This window comes from Arthrobacter cryoconiti, from assembly GCF_020905375.1.
GTDB lineage: Bacteria > Actinomycetota > Actinomycetes > Actinomycetales > Micrococcaceae > Specibacter > Specibacter cryoconiti.
In genome coordinates this window covers 1-15,574 of the sequence record NZ_JAJJBU010000034.1, presented here as the reverse complement: position 1 = coordinate 15,574, position 15,574 = coordinate 1, and the positions used below count along the sequence as shown (strand labels likewise).

The following is a 15,574-nucleotide window of genomic DNA, read 5'->3' as shown; positions in this document are numbered from 1 at the left end:
CTCAGTGACCGGTGTTCTTCAGCTTGCTTCCCTCGACGCCGTAGCCGGCAGCCTTCATGGCGATACCCGCAACGAGACCGACAGCAATGATGCCGACACCGACCCAAAACAAAATAGTGGCACTTTCACCGATGGTGAACGCAACGCAACCAACGATCGTGCCCACCAGCATGATAGCTACGCAGGTCCAAGCAGCAGGGCTGTTTCCATGACCAATTTCAACACTATGGTCCATGGGCTCTTGCGTTGACACGGTGGTGGAGGTGGTGGCCGATTTGTTGCTCATAGTAAATCTCCCTTTGACGCGGATACTGCAATACATTCTGCCATTAGTTACTGGTGGAAACCGAACCGGCGCGAAGCCCAGGACGTGGACTCACGCTAGTCCGTTGGGTCTTCTCCCCGGCTGAGCTGATCCCAACTGTCAATGTCATCCACAGGGACACCCGAAGACACGTTCGCGGCCAGAGGTGATGCAGACTCATATTTGCTTCGTAGTCCCCATCCTCGACCAAACCAAAGAATCAGCGCTGCCGCGATTGCCAGGAGCGCGGCGGCAGCTACAGCTGCCACCGGAAACCACGTGGTGCTGGCGTTACTGGCCACACCAATTACTCCTGTGCTTTTACCAACTTCGGCCATGGCCGCCGTTGAAGGGTCCGCCAGGATAGCGAGGACGACGACGATGATCCCGACGGCTGCGGCGATGACTATCACTGAGGTGATGATCCGGGAGATCTTTCCAGCGATAGTTGACGCCAAGGTTCCCGCTAGCGCAACGAGCGCCAGCGCCGAAACGGAAACCGCTGCCTTGCTACCGGCAATATTGAGGTCGGATTGCTCCACCTGTCCTTGCCCGAAAGAAACGTGAATCCACGTCTGAGTGGTAGTACCAAAAACGAGCAAAGCCGCTATGACGGCCAGCAAAATCAGTGTCGATTTACGCGCCCACACAGGCGTTGCCTTGACGTTATTCATAACTTACTTTCCCAACCGACTCTGGAGCATTTGCACGGCACCGTCGTCTAAAGTACGCAGCGATGCCGCCGCGTAGACTGCCCGCAAAGGTGCAGCAGCCTTGTTGACAGTTTCCTCGGCTTCCGTTTCATTGACGGAATCGGCCACTATGCCGCCACCAGCTTGAACGTATGCTGTCCCGTCCAAGAGCAGCGCCGAACGGATAGTGATGGCCATATCCATATCCCCGGCAAAGTCCAGATAGCCCACCACACCGCCGTAAATTCCACGGCGGTGAGGTTCGAGTTCATCGAGCAGGCGCAGGGCACGGGGTTTGGGGGCGCCAGAGAGCGTCCCTGCCGGGAATGTCGCGGCCAGAACGTCATACGCGCTCTTCCTCTTCCCCAGCTTCCCCACCACGGTGGAAACAAGATGCATGATGTGGCTAAAACGCTCCACCTCCATGAATGCTGTGACCTCCACCGTGCCGGGCTCGCAGACCTTTGATAAGTCGTTGCGTGACAAATCCACCAGCATGAGATGCTCGGAACGCTCCTTTTCATCCGCCAGCAGATCCTTCGCCAGCGTTTTATCCTCGTCCTGGCTCGAGCCGCGGGGGCGCGAACCAGCTATCGGGTGCGTGATGACGTCCCCGCCTTGGACCGTCACGAGCGCCTCCGGGGAGGAACCGACGATCGAGTAGGGACGGCCATTGGCGTCAGCGAAGTTGTAGAGGTACATGTACGGACTCGGGTTGGTGTTGCGTAACACCCGGTAGACATCCAGCGCAGAGGCCTCGCAGGCCATCTCAAAACGGCGTGAAATCACCACCTGGAACACTTCGCCGTCCACGATCGCCTCCTTGGCACGATCGATGGACTTCAAATACTCTGTGCGGTCCCAGCGCTCATGGACACTTTCAGCGAATGATTCCAACGGAACGTCCATGACCGACATTGCTTGGGCAACTGGGAGCCGCATTCTGGCCACCATTTTCTCAACCCGGTCCACGGCGTCATACCAGGCGGAATCGACGTTCTCATGGGTGCCGTTGACGTTGATCGCGTTAGCGATCAGCATGACCGTGCCTTCAGCATTGTCATGGACCGCCATGTCGGCCACCAGATTTAGAGCCAGCTCCGGCAGCTTAAGATCATCCACAGGAGGTAGCGGCAACCGCTCCCAGTGGCGAACAGCCTCCCAGCCGACGAAGCCAACCAAGCCAGAGGTAAAGGGAGGAAGCCCGGGGAGCCTTTCGGTAGCCAGCAGCTTCAAGGTCGCTTCCAACGCGGCTACGGGATTACCCTCCAGCGGAACACCCACGGGAGGTTCGCCCTGCCAGCGGGCTGCCCCGTTGTCAGTGGTGAGGGTAGCCAGCGACTGAACACCAATAAACGAATAACGCGACCAAACCCCGCCGACGGCCGCCGACTCCATAAGGAACGTCCCGGGCGCATCCGCGGCCAGAGTTCGGTAGAGGCCGATCGGCGTTTGCGCGTCCACTAGAACTTTCAGATGAACAGGGACCACGCGGCGCGTCCGGGCGAGCTCACGGAATTCCTCCAAGGAGGGACTAATGACACCTAGATCGTGCATGAAGTGAAAGGCTCTCTTTTCAAACGGACATGTGGAGGCGAATCGACGCGGTGCTCGGCTAAGCGTTGCCGACGGTGGCGGGCAAGTCTCTGCCTTCGAAGCAGGTGCGAGTTCCGGTGTGACAAGCTGCCCCGATCTGATCAACTTTGATGAGCAGTGCGTCACCGTCACAATCGATCGCCACGGACTTCACATACTGGGCATGCCCGGATGTATCACCCTTGCGCCAATATTCGCTGCGGGACCGTGACCAGAAAGTCACGCGGCCGCTGGTCAAAGTCCGTTGCAGGGCTTCTTCATCCATCCATCCCAGCATGAGTACCTCATGGCTGTCATACTGCTGTACGACGGCGGCTACCAGCCCTTGCGCGTCTCGCTTGAGCAGAGTGGCCACGGCGGAGGGCAGCGCTGATTGGGGTTCTGAACTATGCGTCATCATCACCAATTCTAGTGCCAAAAACCCGCTCCATCCCACCAGTGGCACGAACCCGACCAGCTGTCTCAACGCCCGCGCGCAACTCCCGGACACATTACGGCGGTTCACAGTGCCACCGGCGTGAATACATGCTAATTTCACAAGTGATGCAATTTGTAGAACCATCCCGTGAAGTCCTCGCCGAGACCCTGCTGGCCGCCGGTCCCGGTGCCAAAACACTGTGCGACGGATGGCGGACCCAGGAACTGGCCGCACACCTCTACCTGCGCGAACACAATCCCCGGGTTGGTGCAGGATTACTGTTCAAGCCATGGAAAAAAGTTTCTGAAAAGGCCACAGCGAAGCTGGCAGCCGAATCCAGCACACCCGAGACCTTCGCAATCTTGATCGATAAATTCCGGGCCGGCCCACCGAAACTCTCACCCTTGTCACTGCGTGGGGTGGACCACAGCGCAAATCTCATAGAGTTCTTCATTCACACCGAAGATATTCGCCGGGCAACCGATCGCTGGGCACCACGGGCGCTAGATGCCGACTACTCCCAAGCTTTGTGGGCAGAGCTCATCAAACGCGCCGCGATCCTATACCGCAGCGTGGACCTAGGCGTAGTACTCGTCAATTCTGCCGGCCCGCGGCACGTAGCTAAGCGGGCCGCTGTCTCTGTGGCAATCATCGGTGACCCCGGTGAGCTGATAATGCATGCCAACGGACGCACAGGCCAAGCCCTCGTCTCCTTCGAAGGTCAGCCGGACGCCGTCGCACTTTTGCAAACAGCCGTCGTGGGTCTCTAACCGAGCGTCTTCCAAAAACGCCCCGAAAGTAACCGAGCGTCGAGGGGAAACGCCCCGAAAGTAACCGAGCGTCGCTAGCGGACTTCGTAGCCGGCGTCTCGAATGGCTTTCTTCACGTCAGCGATGGCATGGTCAGGGCCGAAGTGGAAGATGGAGGCCGCCAGGACAGCGTTGGCGCCCGCGGCTACCGCGGGCGGGAAATGCTCTGGCTTCCCGGCGCCACCCGAAGCAATGATCGGCACTTTGACGGCCGCACGGACTAATCTGATGAGTTCTAGGTCAAAGCCTTCTTTCGTGCCGTCGGCGTCAATTGAGTTCAGGAGGATTTCACCCACCCCTCGCTCTGCCGCTTCACGGGCCCACTCGATCGCGTCTATGCCAGTGCCTTTGCGACCACCATGGGTTGTCACCTCAAAGCCTGAGCGCGTGTTCCCGTCTCGAGTGCGCCGGGCATCCACGCTAAGCACCAGTACCTGGGAGCCGAAACGCTGAGTGATCTCATCGATGACCGCCGGGCGGGCGATGGCCGCGGTGTTAATGGATGCCTTATCCGCGCCGCAACGCAGGAGTGTGTCAACGTCGGCAACCTCGCGCACTCCCCCGCCCACGGTCAGCGGGATGAAGACCTGGCCCGCTGTAGCGGACACCACGTCAAGGGTAGTTTGCCGGTTACCTGAAGATGCCGTCACGTCAAGGAACGTCAGCTCGTCGGCTCCGGCACGGTCATAGCGCTGGGCGAGCTCGACTGGGTCTCCGGCGTCGCGTAGGTTCGCGAACTTCACGCCCTTGACTACGCGACCCCCGTCGACGTCCAGACACGGGATGACCCTGATGGCAACACTCATGGTTGGTTCCCTTAGCTGTAGTAAAAACTAGATGCGGCAGGCGTGAATGCTGCTGACCAAAATGGCGCGTGCGCCAAGGTCATAGAGTTCATCCATGATCCGATTGGTGTCCTTGGCGTTAACCATGGAACGCACCGCCACCCAGTCCGAGTCGCGCAATGGCGAAACAGTAGGCGATTCCAATCCAGGTGTCAGTGCTGTTGCTTTCTCCATGAGTATCTTGGGAACGTCATAGTCAAGGAGCACATACTGCCGCGCCACCAGGACACTGTGTAGACGGCGTATCAGTACTTCCACTCCGGGAGGAGAGGTGACGCCGCGCCGGCCAATCAGTAGTGCTTCGGAGGCTAGGATCGGCTCACCGAAGATTTCCATACCCGCGGCCTTGAGCGTACTGCCGGTTTCAACGACGTCGGCAATGGCGTCTGCCACACCCAGACGCACGGAGGATTCCACTGCACCGTCCAGGCGGACCACTTTGGCGTTGATGCCAAGTTCGGCCAGGTACTCGCGCAGCAGCCCGTCGTAGCTGGTGGCCAGGCGCTTGCCTTCAAGCTCGGCCGCCGTTTTGAAATGTCCCACAGGACCGGCAAAGCGGAATGTGGACACGGCAAAGCCGAGTGGGAGAAGTTCGTCGGCTTCAACTTGGGCGTCCATGAGGAGATCACGGCCGGTGATGCCCACATCCAAGGTGCCTGCCCCTACATAAACCGCAATGTCACGCGGGCGCAGGAAGAAGAACTCAACGTTGTTCTCGGGGTCAACCATGACCAATTCGCGGCTGTCGCGTCGCTGACGGTAGCCAGCCTCGGCCAACATCGCTGAGGCAGCTTCGGACAATGCACCCTTATTGGGAACGGCAACTCTAAGCATGGGAAGGATCTTTCGTCTCGAATCAAGCGTTTTTTGGCGTGGGCGGTCGTGCCGACGCCTTTTTAAGTCATCAAGAGCCACAGCGTGTGGCTAAAGATGCTTATAAACGTCTTGGAGGGTCAGCCCTTTCGCGATCATCATGACCTGGAGGTGGTAGAGAAGCTGAGAGATCTCTTGTGCACAGGCCTCATCCGTTTCATATTCGGCAGCCATCCACACCTCGGCAGCTTCCTCCACCACTTTCTTGCCAATACCGTGGACGCCGGATTCTAGTTCCGCAACGGTACGGGAACCAGCGGGCCGGGCTGCGGCTTTCGCACTGAGTTCATCAAAAAGGGATTCGAAGGTTTTCACGGTTTCCAGCCTACTGGGTTCAGTGCGTGTTCAAGGATTCTGCGAGCTGCAATGTCCGTCATGTGAACTTTCTCCCAGAACGGACCCCTCCGCACAGCCGTGCGCCGCAGGCTTCAATTCAGACACCCAAGTTGGCCAGAGTCATCGCTGTAGCCAAGGCCGCCGTCGTCGCCTCGTGGCCCTTGTCTTCCACTGAACCCGGCAATCCTGCACGGTCCAAGCCCTGCTGCTCGGTGTCGCAGGTGAGCACGCCGAATCCGATGGGTACCCCGGTGCGTACGCTGACTTCCGTCAGACCCATCGTCGCGCCTTGGCAGACAAAGTCAAAGTGCGGAGTCCCGCCACGGATCACCACTCCGAGGGCGACGACGGCGTCAAACGTTGGTGCCAACCGCGCTGCTGCGACGGCCAGCTCAAACGTGCCGGGAACGCGCAGAACGGTCGGGTTCTGGATTCCGGCGTCGGCGGCCCCACGCAGGGCTCCGGCTAGCAGGCCGTCCATGATTTCGGTATGCCAGCTGGCCGCAATGATCGCAAGTTTCGTGGTTGACGCCTGCACCTTCTGCGCTGGGGTAAAGCCAATGGTGGGTGCTCCGTGACCGCTCATAGGGCAGGTCCTTTCCGCTCGTTGTTGGTTTCGTGCACAGCATTGCTTTCAGGCACAGCGACTTTGCTACCCAGCCTGGACTCAGCGGAGCTAAGTTCCAGGGCGTGGTGCATGCGGTCACGCTTAGTTTGCAAGTACCGCAGGTTTTCCGCCCTGGCCGGCACGTGAGTGGGCACAATATCGCTAACAGTAATCCCGTGCCGGGACAGGTCCTCGGATTTGAGCGGGTTATTACTCAACAGCCGTATGTGCACAAGGCCCAAGGAATGCAGGATTGAGGCAGCGGCGGCATAGTCGCGGCTGTCTACCGGCAGACCTAGTTGCTCATTGGCTTCCACGGTGTCGGCACCGGCTTCTTGGAGACTATAGGCACGCATTTTATTGGCAAGGCCGATCCCCCGGCCTTCGTGTCCGCGCAGATAGACAAGTGTTCCTCCTTCGCGGTGGATCATGGCCAGCGCATAGTCCAACTGTTCCCCACAGTCACATCGATAGGACCCAAAAACGTCTCCGGTGAGGCATTCGGAGTGAAGTCTGACTAGGGGGACGCTCTGGCGCTGCGCTTCATCTCCGGCGGAGCTGACGCTCAAATGCTCGGCTCCGGTAGACGAATCCACCCAGGCCTGCACATCGAATCGGCCATAACGTGTGGGCAAGCTCACTATTGGCCCACCTTTCACCATCGATTCCCCGATCTGCTCCGATCCAACCCGCTCACTCATGTGCAGCCTTGTTTCTGGTGGGCGATTCCGTCGCAGCCATCAGGCTTTCCGCCGCATCCGTTGCCGCCAGAAACGCAGCTAAGTCAGCGATGGAGATGAGAACCAGATTTTCCCTGTCTGCGAACGCTCGCAGACCGGCAAGTCGTACCATTTCCCCGGCGTCGTCCACTACTTCAGCAATAACGGCCACGGGTTGGCACTTGGCTAGCTTGCACAACTCGACGGACGCCTCGGTATGACCGGGGCGCTGCCGCACTCCTCCGGCCACGGCTCGCAGCGGGAACATGTGGCCGGGCCGGGTGAGTGCGTCCGGCCTTGAGTCCTGGCTGGCCAGCACTGTGGCAGTCAGTGACCTGTCAGTGGCACTGATACCCGTATCCACGCCGTGAGCGGCATCAGCACTGACGGTATAGGCCGTGTGCTTTGCGTCCTGATTATTTGCCACCATGGGAGGCAACTGCAACAGGTCCGCCCGGTCATCGTCCATGGGAACGCAAATCACTCCAGAGCTATGCCGGATGGTCCACCCCATCAGCGCAGGGGTGCTGTGCTGGGCGGCAAAGATAATGTCGCCCTCGTTTTCGCGATTCTCGTCATCCACCACAAGGACGGGCTGACCAGCTGCGATCGCAGCAATGGCAGCGGATACAGGATCCAGCAGTGTCACGGGATTGGTATCTGCTCTCATGATTGAGTCCTCGCTGAATTGGTTGGTACGGCAAACTCCAGTAAACGCTCGGCATATTTGGCCAAGACGTCCACTTCTACGTTGACGTTCCCACCCACAGTTTTTGCACCCAAGCCGGTAGCGGTAAGAGTTATGGGGATCAATCCCACCTCAAACCATTGCTGTCGTTCAGACGGCGGGCTGACGGCGGTCACGGTGAGGGACACCCCGTCGACCGCGATCGAGCCCTTCTCGGCAATATACCGGGACAACACTGTTGGCACGGCGAAGCGCAGTCGGTGCCAATTGCCCTGCTCTTCTCGTTCTAGCAAGATGCCCACACCATCCACATGGCCCTGGACCACGTGTCCATCCAGTCGACCACCTGCAGGCACGCAGCGTTCCAAGTTGACCTGACTGCCCTTCTCCAACTCGCCAGTGGTGGTGCGTGAGAGAGTCTCGCCCATAACATCCACCTCGACTGTCGTCCCATCAATGCGCACCGCTGTCAGACAAACTCCGTTGACTGCGATGGACCCGCCCAGTGCAAAACCTTCTAGCGTGGCTGCTGCCGGTTCCGCGGAGAAGACCAGCCGTGCGCTGTCCGTTCCAGCATTGTGCTCAAGCGCGAGCACCGTGCCGCGGCCTTCAATAATTCCGGTAAACATGTCTAGTCGCTCTCTGCGGAAGGAACTGCCGGCACCCGTGCTGGCATGAGGGTGAGTTTAAGGTCTGGTCCCAGGCGTTCCACCGGGCCCGTAGTGGTTCCGTCCCATTCCCAACGCTGCGCATGGGCCAGCGTGCTGATGCCGAGGTCGTTCAGGGCGGGCATGCCGGTACCCAGCAGTGTGGGCGCCAAGTACACGACCAACTCATCGACCAGACCAGCAGCCAGGAACGCAGCGTTGATCTTGGAGCCTCCTTCGATCATCAGGTGACCTACCCCGCGCTTGTACAACTCCGCTAGAACGGTCGCCGGATCATGGGTTTTGAGTTGCACGAAGCCTGGCCCGTTCTGATGGCGCACTGCCGCATCCGGAGCCACCTCGCGCAGACCCATCACCACACGCAACGGTTGATGGTCTGCTTCGGACCCGTCTGCGGCACGCGCCGTCAACCGTGGATTATCGGAAATGATGGTGCCAGTTCCGACGACTATGGCATCCACCCGCGCACGCAGGGTGTGCGAGTCCTGCCGCGACTGTGCGGACGTAATCCAGGCACTGGTGCCATCGGCTGCGGCAATCCGGCTGTCCACTGTCTGCGCCAACCGCGCAGTGACAAAGGGCCGGCCGGCCGCCACAGCGACGAACCACTGGCGGTTCAAATCTTGGGACTCCTTCTCCATGAGCCCAAAGCGGACATTGATGCCTTCACGCCGTAGAGTTTTTGCACCTCCGGCGGCGGGGGCATGGGGATCGTGAATAGCGAAGATGACGTTGCCAATACCTGCGTTAATGATCGCCTGTGTACAAGGAGCCGTACGTCCCTGATGGTTGCACGGCTCCAAGTTCACGATGATGGTGGCAGCTGAAAGGTCACGTTTGACGCCGGTGCCCAAGAGCCGGTTGATAACATCCAGTTCGGCGTGCGGCGTGCCGGCGCCGCGATGGTGCCCAATGGCCAGGACCGTGCCATCGGCATCAATGATGACAGCACCCACCAGCGGATTCGCACCGCGGACACCTTGCCGTGCAGCTGAGAGCGCAGTTTCCATGCCCAAGACCTCAGCATCGCTGAACACTCTCAGATCGGCTTGGGCACTCTCGCCCTGAGCATCCATCGACTCTTCCCAGTTCATGACTTAATCTCTTTCCTGCTGGCAGTGTTGACCGTGTTGACCGTGATGTCAGGGAACGTTGTGTCCACATAGACTTCGCTCGCGTGTGCTTCGGCTTTGTCTTTAGCGTGCCGGACACGCCACCACACAAAGAACCCTGTCAGCGTGAACGCGCCGTAGAAGATGTACATAAAGGCTGAGGCGTAGTACCCAGCGCTAAAGAGCAGCGGAACCCCTACAAGGTCCACAGCGACCCAGATAAGCCAGAACTCAACCCACCCCTTAGCCATCCCATAAGTTGCAAGCAGGGAGCCCATGAAGATCCAGGCGTCAGCCCATACGGGCTCGTAAGATCCCAAGGCACGGAAGATCGGGGTCAGTACGGTTGTCCCAGCCACCATGGACACGAGTATCAGCCATCTGGTCTTGGTACCAGCCCAACTGGGTACGACTGCCCCCGCAATGGAGCTACCGTTGTCGTTCTTCGAACCTCGGCTCTGACGCCACCTGTTCCATCCGTAGACGGAGACGGCAATGAACATGATTTGGCGCCCTGCTTGTCCTAGCAGATTCGCATACACGGGCGAACCAAACACGGAGCCCATGAAGACGGTGAACAGGAGCGCGTTGCCGATGATACCCACCGGCCACGCCCAGATTTTTCGGCGCATTCCGCCGAGGGCACTGGCCAGCCCAAAAAGATTGCCTATGACTTCACGCCAGAGCAAGAATCCGCCGCCGGCGAATTCAAGTTTTGCGTCAAAGAGCCATCGCAGAAAGTCCATCGTTACCTTGCCCTTTCGAACCGCGATGGCTCCGGGGATAACGTCCAGCTTTGGCGCGCTGACAGGTTTCCGGTGCACCACAAACTGTGGCACCCCTGACCTGGCGGCCAAAAGTGTTCGTGCTTCTCCCATCCAGACTTTAACTGTCGGTTCCGGAATTTCACCAGATCAACCGATCGCTACCTGTTGTTGCCAACTGGTTGCGCGCGGGTCGCGGACTATAACCGCCGGTTCGGAATTACACCGACCCCGGAGCACGTTGATAAATTTTTCTAGAACCCGCCGAAGCAGGAACTTCTTTCATTATGACACTCTTTCAAGCGTCGATTGCTTTCACCTTTTTAGAACCGCAAGTGGCACTGATTTATTCGCTCTGTTTTTTCCCAAACGCAAGACGCGCTTTGGTCCGCAGCAATTCGATGGCTTCTGCCGGTGAGGGCGCCCCATAAACAGCCGATCCTGCCACAAAGATGTTCGCGCCGGCTTCCGCAGCCCGTGTGATCGATTCGTCGGTGATTCCGCCGTCGACCTGCAGGGCTACGTTGGCTCCAGAACCATCGATAGCGGCCCTGGCACGGCGAATTTTCGGCAGAGTCACGTCCAGGAACGACTGCCCCCCAAAACCGGGTTCCACGGTCATGATCAGGAGCATATCAAGCTCGGTGAGCATGTCCAGGTATGGTTCCACCGGCGTTGCGGGGCGCAGAGCCATGCCCGCTTTGGACCCGCGGGCGCGTAGTTCTCTGGCCAATTTGATAGGCGCGTCGGAAGCCTCCACATGGAAGGTCACAGAAGCGATGCCGGCGTCGGCGTATGCAGGTGCCCAGCGATCTACTTCGGCAATCATCAGGTGGGCATCCAACGGTATGGAGCTAACCTGCGCAATCCGCTCTACCACGGGCAAACCAATAGTCAGATTGGGCACAAAATGGTTGTCCATGACGTCCACATGGACAGCATCGGCATTAGCAATGCGGGCAAGTTCTGCTTCCAAATTGACGAAGTCTGCGGAGAGGATGCTGGGGTTGATACAACACTGCAATGGGTGAATTGACATGTCGAGCCTTTCGAATCCGGCGGAACTAGAGCTTGCGGATCAACGCCAGAAACATGGCGTCGGTTTGGTGCAGGTGCGGCCACAATTGAGCGCTCATCTGGTCAGTGCGCACCGGTGACCCCGCGTTACCAGCACCCAAATTGCCGGTGAGGCTTGCCGCGTCCAAGGCCGCTCCGGCGTCGAGTAGCTCCAAATCATCGCGCTTGCGCATGGCATCCTGGACCACCGCCGTGGTCTCGGCAATATGTGGGGAACAGGTGACGTAGGCAACTACTCCCCCTGGTTTGAGCGCGTCGATGGCAGAGTTGAGCAGTTCACGCTGCAGGGGGCCCAGTTCTGAGACGTCAGAAAGCTTGCGCCGCCAGCGTGACTCTGGGCGTCGTCGCAATGCCCCTAGCCCGGTGCACGGCGCATCTACTAATATTCGATCAAAAGATTCCGGATGGTCAACGCCTATGTCGCGGCCATCACCGGTGCGCACCGTCCATGTGTCTTGGGGTACTGCGGCCATCGCTTGGGCCACTAACTTGGCACGATGAGGGGTGGGCTCGTTAGCCAGTATCCAAGCCCCCTTTTCAGCCGCTAAAGATGCCAGTAAAGCAGCTTTTCCGCCCGGCCCGGCGCACAAGTCCAGCCACCGTTCCTCACCCTGAGTTAGCTCACTTTTGATTTGGGCCTCAGCCAGGGCACGGGCCACCAGTTGCGAGCCCACGTCTTGGACGCGGACCGTGCCCTCACGGACGCTAGAAAGCCGTCCAGGATCCCCTCCGGAGGACAACGCCGAATCGATGACCAGCTCTCCAGGCGTGAACCCGGCGTCGAAGGCTTCATCCAGGTTTCCGAGCCCCGGTAAAGCAACCAGATTGACCACAGGTGCGGCGTTATCGGCTTCCAGTAGCGCTGTGATCTCGGAGATGTCACGGCCATGAGCCACCAGGGCCTGCCGCAAAGAGCGAACGATCCACTCGGGGTGGGCATGTTCAAGGGCCGCGATAGCGACCTCGTCGCTAAGCCCTTCTGTCAGCTCCGCGACCCATTCCGGTAAATCTTTGGCGGAAACTTTCCGCAGTACAGCATTGATAAGTGCCGACGGGCCCGCCCCAATCACGGCACGCGCCAATCCCACCGTCTGATCCAAGGCGGCGTGAGCAGGCACTCGCATGGCCACCAACTGGTGCACGCCAATGCGCAGTGCATCCAAGATTGCCGGGTCCAGTTCATCCAAAGGACGGTCCACGCAACGCGCCAGAATTGCATCATAGGTACCCTGCGCGCGCAGCGCACCGTAGGCGAGTTCGGTGGCAAAGCCCGCATCCCGGCGGTCAAGATGGTGATGTCGAATGCGTGCCGGCATGACCAGATTGGCATAAGCGTCCTTTTCGGAGACGGCGCGCAAGACCTCAAAAGCCACGAGCCGCGCCGGATCGGCGGCGCGTGTACGCTCTGCCGGGGCTGCTGCTGTGCGATTACGGCCGGTGCTGCGGTTCCGTTCACGGCCAGCTTCGTCGCGACGGCGGTTGCCGCCCGGATGGTTGGCAGTCATTCAAATACCACATCTTCCTTATTGGCCAGGCCACGGGCCCAGTCAGTTGCATTCATCATTTTCTTCCCTGCAGGCTGGACCAAGACCAGTTCCACCGCATGGGATCCGGTGCCTACCAGCACGGATTTTGTTTCTATTCGCAGTTCTCCAGGTGCCAACTCTGTGACCTCCGGACACAGCTCCACGGGTCCCATTTTGAAGCGTTGACCTTCCAGCAGAGTCCATGCTCCCGGCTCAGTTGTCACGCCACGGATCCTGCGATTAATCGACAACGCTGGCTCGTGCCAACGCACATGACCATCCTCCAGCGTTAGTTTGGGAGCCAGCGAGACCTCCCCCTGCTGCGTCACTGCTGTGAGATTCCCGGCTTCCAGGCCCGCAATGGTTTCTCGCAGCAGCACGGCCCCGCTGTGGGATAAACGCTCCAGCAGGAGGGCGCTCGTATCGCTGGAATAGATAGCCTCGGTCATAGTGCCATAGACAGGGCCCGTGTCCAAGCCCTTTTCTAGCAAAAAAGTACACGCCCCTGTAAATTCGTCCCCGTGAATAACCGCGTGCTGAACCGGGGCAGCTCCGCGCCAAGCTGGCAGCAGGGAAAAGTGTAGATTGATCCATCCATGGGGCACAAGGCCTAGAGCAGCCTCGGGCACCAACGCACCGTAGGCAACAATTGCAGCAACCTCGGCGCCGGTAGCGGAGATGGCCTCCTGCACGGCGTCGTCTACTCGATCTGCCTTAATGACGGGCAAACCCAATTCCTGTGCTCGCGCAGCTATCGGCGAAGGCGTGAGCACTCGTTTGCGACCCAATGGCGCGTCGGGACGCGTCAGAACGCCAACTACTTGGTGGCCCGCTTGCATTAGAGCTTCTAGCGATGGCAGGGCGACGGCGGGCGTACCGGCAAACAGTACCCTCACTTGGCAATTCCAGCGCCGAAGGCGGACCCAATTGTGAGCGAACGTTTAGCCACGGTCTGCGCCGTCACATCATGATAATTGGCCATTCGGATGGCGCGAAGGGCGCTCTTGCGATCATCGCCTTCGAGCCGGTCGACGTAGAGTTTGCCGTCAAGATGGTCTGTTTCGTGCTGAAAGCACCTGGCCAACATGCCAGTAGCCTCCACGTCCACACAATTGCCGTCATAGTCCACACCGCTCACCCGTACCCAACGGTGGCGACGGACGCGAAAACCAAGACCTGGAACGGAGAGACACCCTTCGGCTTCGTCTGGAGCAAAGTCGTCGCTTGCCACAATGACAGGGTTAATCACGTGCCCCTCTTTGCCGTCAACGAAATACGTAAAGATCCGCTTGTTCACACCAATCTGGGGCGCAGCCAGACCGGCACCGCCAACATCGTGCATCGTTTCTGCCATATCGAAAACAAGCTTTGCCAGCTCTGGGCCAAAGTCTGTGACTTCCTCGGCAGTAGTGCGCAGCACGGGATCGCCGATGATGCGGATGCTCAGGATAGCCATGGATGGACCTCACTTATGGATTGATACCGGTGGTTCAATAACCGTCACACCAGTCTAGTTGGCCAGCAAGAAACGAACGTTGCCCCAGCCATGGATGAACTCATGAGCGAAAACACCCCGCACCCATGCCCCTGACTAGTTCCGCGTAATCAGCGGGCAGGAGGGGTAATCGGCAAAAGAGCTACGCCAGCCTTCGCTGCCTCCTGCGAGGTTTCCCACACGCGGCGCAGCGAAGTGAACTTATACCAGTATTCCTTGAGCACGGCAGGGTTCGCTCTGAGGGTGCGTACCTCCGTTTCACCAATGGCCACACCCAATAGCACCGGATCTTGGCCATACTTCCATGGCTCCCATAAGCCTGCGGCCTCATCGAGGACTGATTCTTCGGCCTTCATACCCGCCACCAATTGCATGACGACTTTCGCATCGAGGCTTTTCACTTGCCCGTTACGGTCTGTGCCTTTGGTTTTGTAATCGATGACGCATAGTTTCCCGCCAATGGTTGCCACCAGGTCAAGGGTTCCTGCGTAGCCCACTGAGTCGTTCCACACCGTTATCTCCGGGGCCAGCGGCACCACGCTGCATTCCTCCCACCAGGCATCAAACCGGGCGGCAAAGTTTTCTTCGTCCTTTTCGGCCAGGGCTGATCGGGCTTCATCCATCTGGTGCGGCCGGTCAAGATCACGCAGAGCGCGCTGCTCGCAGTAGTAATGAACCCGGTCCCCGCGGGCCGCTGCTGCGTCTCGAAATTGTTCAGCGGCATGAGAACTATCCCGGACTACTGTGCGCATCTGCCCGGGATTGCCGACGGCGGCCTCCAGGCCCGGGTGCCCAGCAACGGCACTAGCCGCCATATAGCCAATCCAGCCCTCAAGGCTCGTTGCCTGCTGGCCAATAACTGTGGTGATGGAGGGAACCTTTGGCGGATCCGTCAAGGAGCGGGCGTACATGCGCCCGAGGTCTGTGCTGTGTGCTAAAGCTGGTGCCGTCATAGTTCTACTATTTCATTAGCCGGATGTGAAGCAGAGAAAAAGGCATCCCGCTACGGGATGCCTTTTCGTCTTATGTTCGTCTTGTGGGCGAT

Annotated in this window: 19 protein-coding genes and 1 riboswitch; of the genes, 1 reads left to right on the top strand and 18 read right to left on the bottom strand. The window is 59.1% G+C overall.

The annotated features are described in order from the left end of the window. Window position 1 precedes the first annotated feature (1 nt). The 4 genes from LOH53_RS15575 to hisI all read right to left on the bottom strand — a co-directional run bounded on the left by LOH53_RS15575 (window position 2) and on the right by hisI (window position 2,992). Window positions 2-286, bottom strand: coding sequence for an HGxxPAAW family protein (locus LOH53_RS15575; RefSeq protein WP_230068676.1), 285 nt, complete (start codon window positions 284-286; stop codon window positions 2-4). A 95-nt stretch (window positions 287-381) separates the two neighbouring features. Then, complete coding sequence (locus LOH53_RS15570; RefSeq protein WP_230068675.1) at window positions 382-978, bottom strand: Trp biosynthesis-associated membrane protein; 597 nt, start codon at window positions 976-978, stop codon at window positions 382-384. Window positions 979-981: 3 nt separating this feature from the next. Beyond that, complete coding sequence (locus LOH53_RS15565; protein ID WP_230068674.1) at window positions 982-2,553, bottom strand: anthranilate synthase component I; 1,572 nt, start codon at window positions 2,551-2,553, stop codon at window positions 982-984. Window positions 2,554-2,611: 58 nt separating this feature from the next. Then, the gene (gene hisI / locus LOH53_RS15560; protein WP_230068693.1) at window positions 2,612-2,992 is read right to left on the bottom strand and encodes a phosphoribosyl-AMP cyclohydrolase; all 381 of its coding nucleotides are present in this window, start codon (window positions 2,990-2,992) and stop codon (window positions 2,612-2,614) included. Between the two features lie 143 nt (window positions 2,993-3,135). Here hisI and LOH53_RS15555 point away from each other — a divergent pair, with 143 nt between their 5' ends. Continuing rightward, window positions 3,136-3,780 (top strand): TIGR03085 family metal-binding protein, encoded by a 645-nt coding sequence (locus LOH53_RS15555; protein ID WP_230068692.1) that lies wholly within the window; start codon window positions 3,136-3,138, stop codon window positions 3,778-3,780. Window positions 3,781-3,854: 74 nt separating this feature from the next. Here LOH53_RS15555 and hisF read toward each other — a convergent pair whose 3' ends face one another. From hisF to LOH53_RS15485, 14 genes are all read right to left on the bottom strand, one after another. Then, window positions 3,855-4,625: an imidazole glycerol phosphate synthase subunit HisF gene (gene hisF, locus LOH53_RS15550; protein ID WP_230068673.1), complete on the bottom strand. Its 771-nt coding sequence runs from the start codon at window positions 4,623-4,625 to the stop codon at window positions 3,855-3,857. Between the two features lie 27 nt (window positions 4,626-4,652). Then, on the bottom strand, window positions 4,653-5,498 hold the full coding sequence (gene hisG, locus LOH53_RS15545; RefSeq protein ID WP_230068672.1) for an ATP phosphoribosyltransferase: 846 nt from the start codon (window positions 5,496-5,498) through the stop codon (window positions 4,653-4,655). A 90-nt stretch (window positions 5,499-5,588) separates the two neighbouring features. Continuing rightward, on the bottom strand, window positions 5,589-5,852 hold the full coding sequence (locus LOH53_RS15540; protein WP_230068671.1) for a phosphoribosyl-ATP diphosphatase: 264 nt from the start codon (window positions 5,850-5,852) through the stop codon (window positions 5,589-5,591). 118 nt (window positions 5,853-5,970) lie between these two features. After that, window positions 5,971-6,459 carry a 6,7-dimethyl-8-ribityllumazine synthase gene (gene ribH / locus LOH53_RS15535; protein ID WP_230068670.1) on the bottom strand — a complete coding sequence of 163 codons (489 nt, stop codon included), beginning with the start codon at window positions 6,457-6,459 and terminating at the stop codon, window positions 5,971-5,973. Further along, the gene (ribA, locus tag LOH53_RS15530) at window positions 6,456-7,181 is read right to left on the bottom strand and encodes a GTP cyclohydrolase II (RefSeq protein WP_230068669.1); all 726 of its coding nucleotides are present in this window, start codon (window positions 7,179-7,181) and stop codon (window positions 6,456-6,458) included. Before ribA ends, ribH begins: the two co-directional genes overlap by 4 nt. Continuing rightward, window positions 7,174-7,869, bottom strand: coding sequence for a 3,4-dihydroxy-2-butanone-4-phosphate synthase (ribB, locus tag LOH53_RS15525; protein WP_230068668.1), 696 nt, complete (start codon window positions 7,867-7,869; stop codon window positions 7,174-7,176). The genes ribA and ribB overlap by 8 nt, the downstream gene beginning before the upstream one ends. Continuing rightward, window positions 7,866-8,516, bottom strand: coding sequence for a riboflavin synthase (locus LOH53_RS15520; RefSeq protein WP_230068667.1), 651 nt, complete (start codon window positions 8,514-8,516; stop codon window positions 7,866-7,868). The genes ribB and LOH53_RS15520 overlap by 4 nt, the downstream gene beginning before the upstream one ends. A 2-nt stretch (window positions 8,517-8,518) precedes the next feature. Beyond that, window positions 8,519-9,649: a bifunctional diaminohydroxyphosphoribosylaminopyrimidine deaminase/5-amino-6-(5-phosphoribosylamino)uracil reductase RibD gene (gene ribD, locus LOH53_RS15515; protein WP_230068666.1), complete on the bottom strand. Its 1,131-nt coding sequence runs from the start codon at window positions 9,647-9,649 to the stop codon at window positions 8,519-8,521. Next, window positions 9,646-10,413, bottom strand: coding sequence for a nicotinamide riboside transporter PnuC (gene pnuC / locus LOH53_RS15510; protein WP_230068691.1), 768 nt, complete (start codon window positions 10,411-10,413; stop codon window positions 9,646-9,648). Before pnuC ends, ribD begins: the two co-directional genes overlap by 4 nt. 116 nt (window positions 10,414-10,529) lie before the next feature. Next, window positions 10,530-10,674, bottom strand: a riboswitch (FMN riboswitch). 103 nt (window positions 10,675-10,777) lie between these two features. Continuing rightward, a complete protein-coding gene (gene rpe, locus LOH53_RS15505) occupies window positions 10,778-11,470 on the bottom strand; it encodes a ribulose-phosphate 3-epimerase (RefSeq protein ID WP_230068665.1) in 693 nt (230 codons plus the stop codon). Window positions 11,471-11,495: 25 nt separating this feature from the next. Next, the gene (locus LOH53_RS15500) at window positions 11,496-13,013 is read right to left on the bottom strand and encodes an RsmB/NOP family class I SAM-dependent RNA methyltransferase (RefSeq protein ID WP_230068664.1); all 1,518 of its coding nucleotides are present in this window, start codon (window positions 13,011-13,013) and stop codon (window positions 11,496-11,498) included. After that, on the bottom strand, window positions 13,010-13,930 hold the full coding sequence (gene fmt / locus LOH53_RS15495) for a methionyl-tRNA formyltransferase (RefSeq protein ID WP_230068663.1): 921 nt from the start codon (window positions 13,928-13,930) through the stop codon (window positions 13,010-13,012). Before fmt ends, LOH53_RS15500 begins: the two co-directional genes overlap by 4 nt. Beyond that, window positions 13,927-14,490 carry a peptide deformylase gene (gene def, locus LOH53_RS15490; RefSeq protein ID WP_230068662.1) on the bottom strand — a complete coding sequence of 188 codons (564 nt, stop codon included), beginning with the start codon at window positions 14,488-14,490 and terminating at the stop codon, window positions 13,927-13,929. Before def ends, fmt begins: the two co-directional genes overlap by 4 nt. A 149-nt stretch (window positions 14,491-14,639) precedes the next feature. Continuing rightward, window positions 14,640-15,482: a PD-(D/E)XK nuclease family protein gene (locus LOH53_RS15485; protein ID WP_230068661.1), complete on the bottom strand. Its 843-nt coding sequence runs from the start codon at window positions 15,480-15,482 to the stop codon at window positions 14,640-14,642. Between the last annotated feature and the right edge of the window lie 92 nt (window positions 15,483-15,574).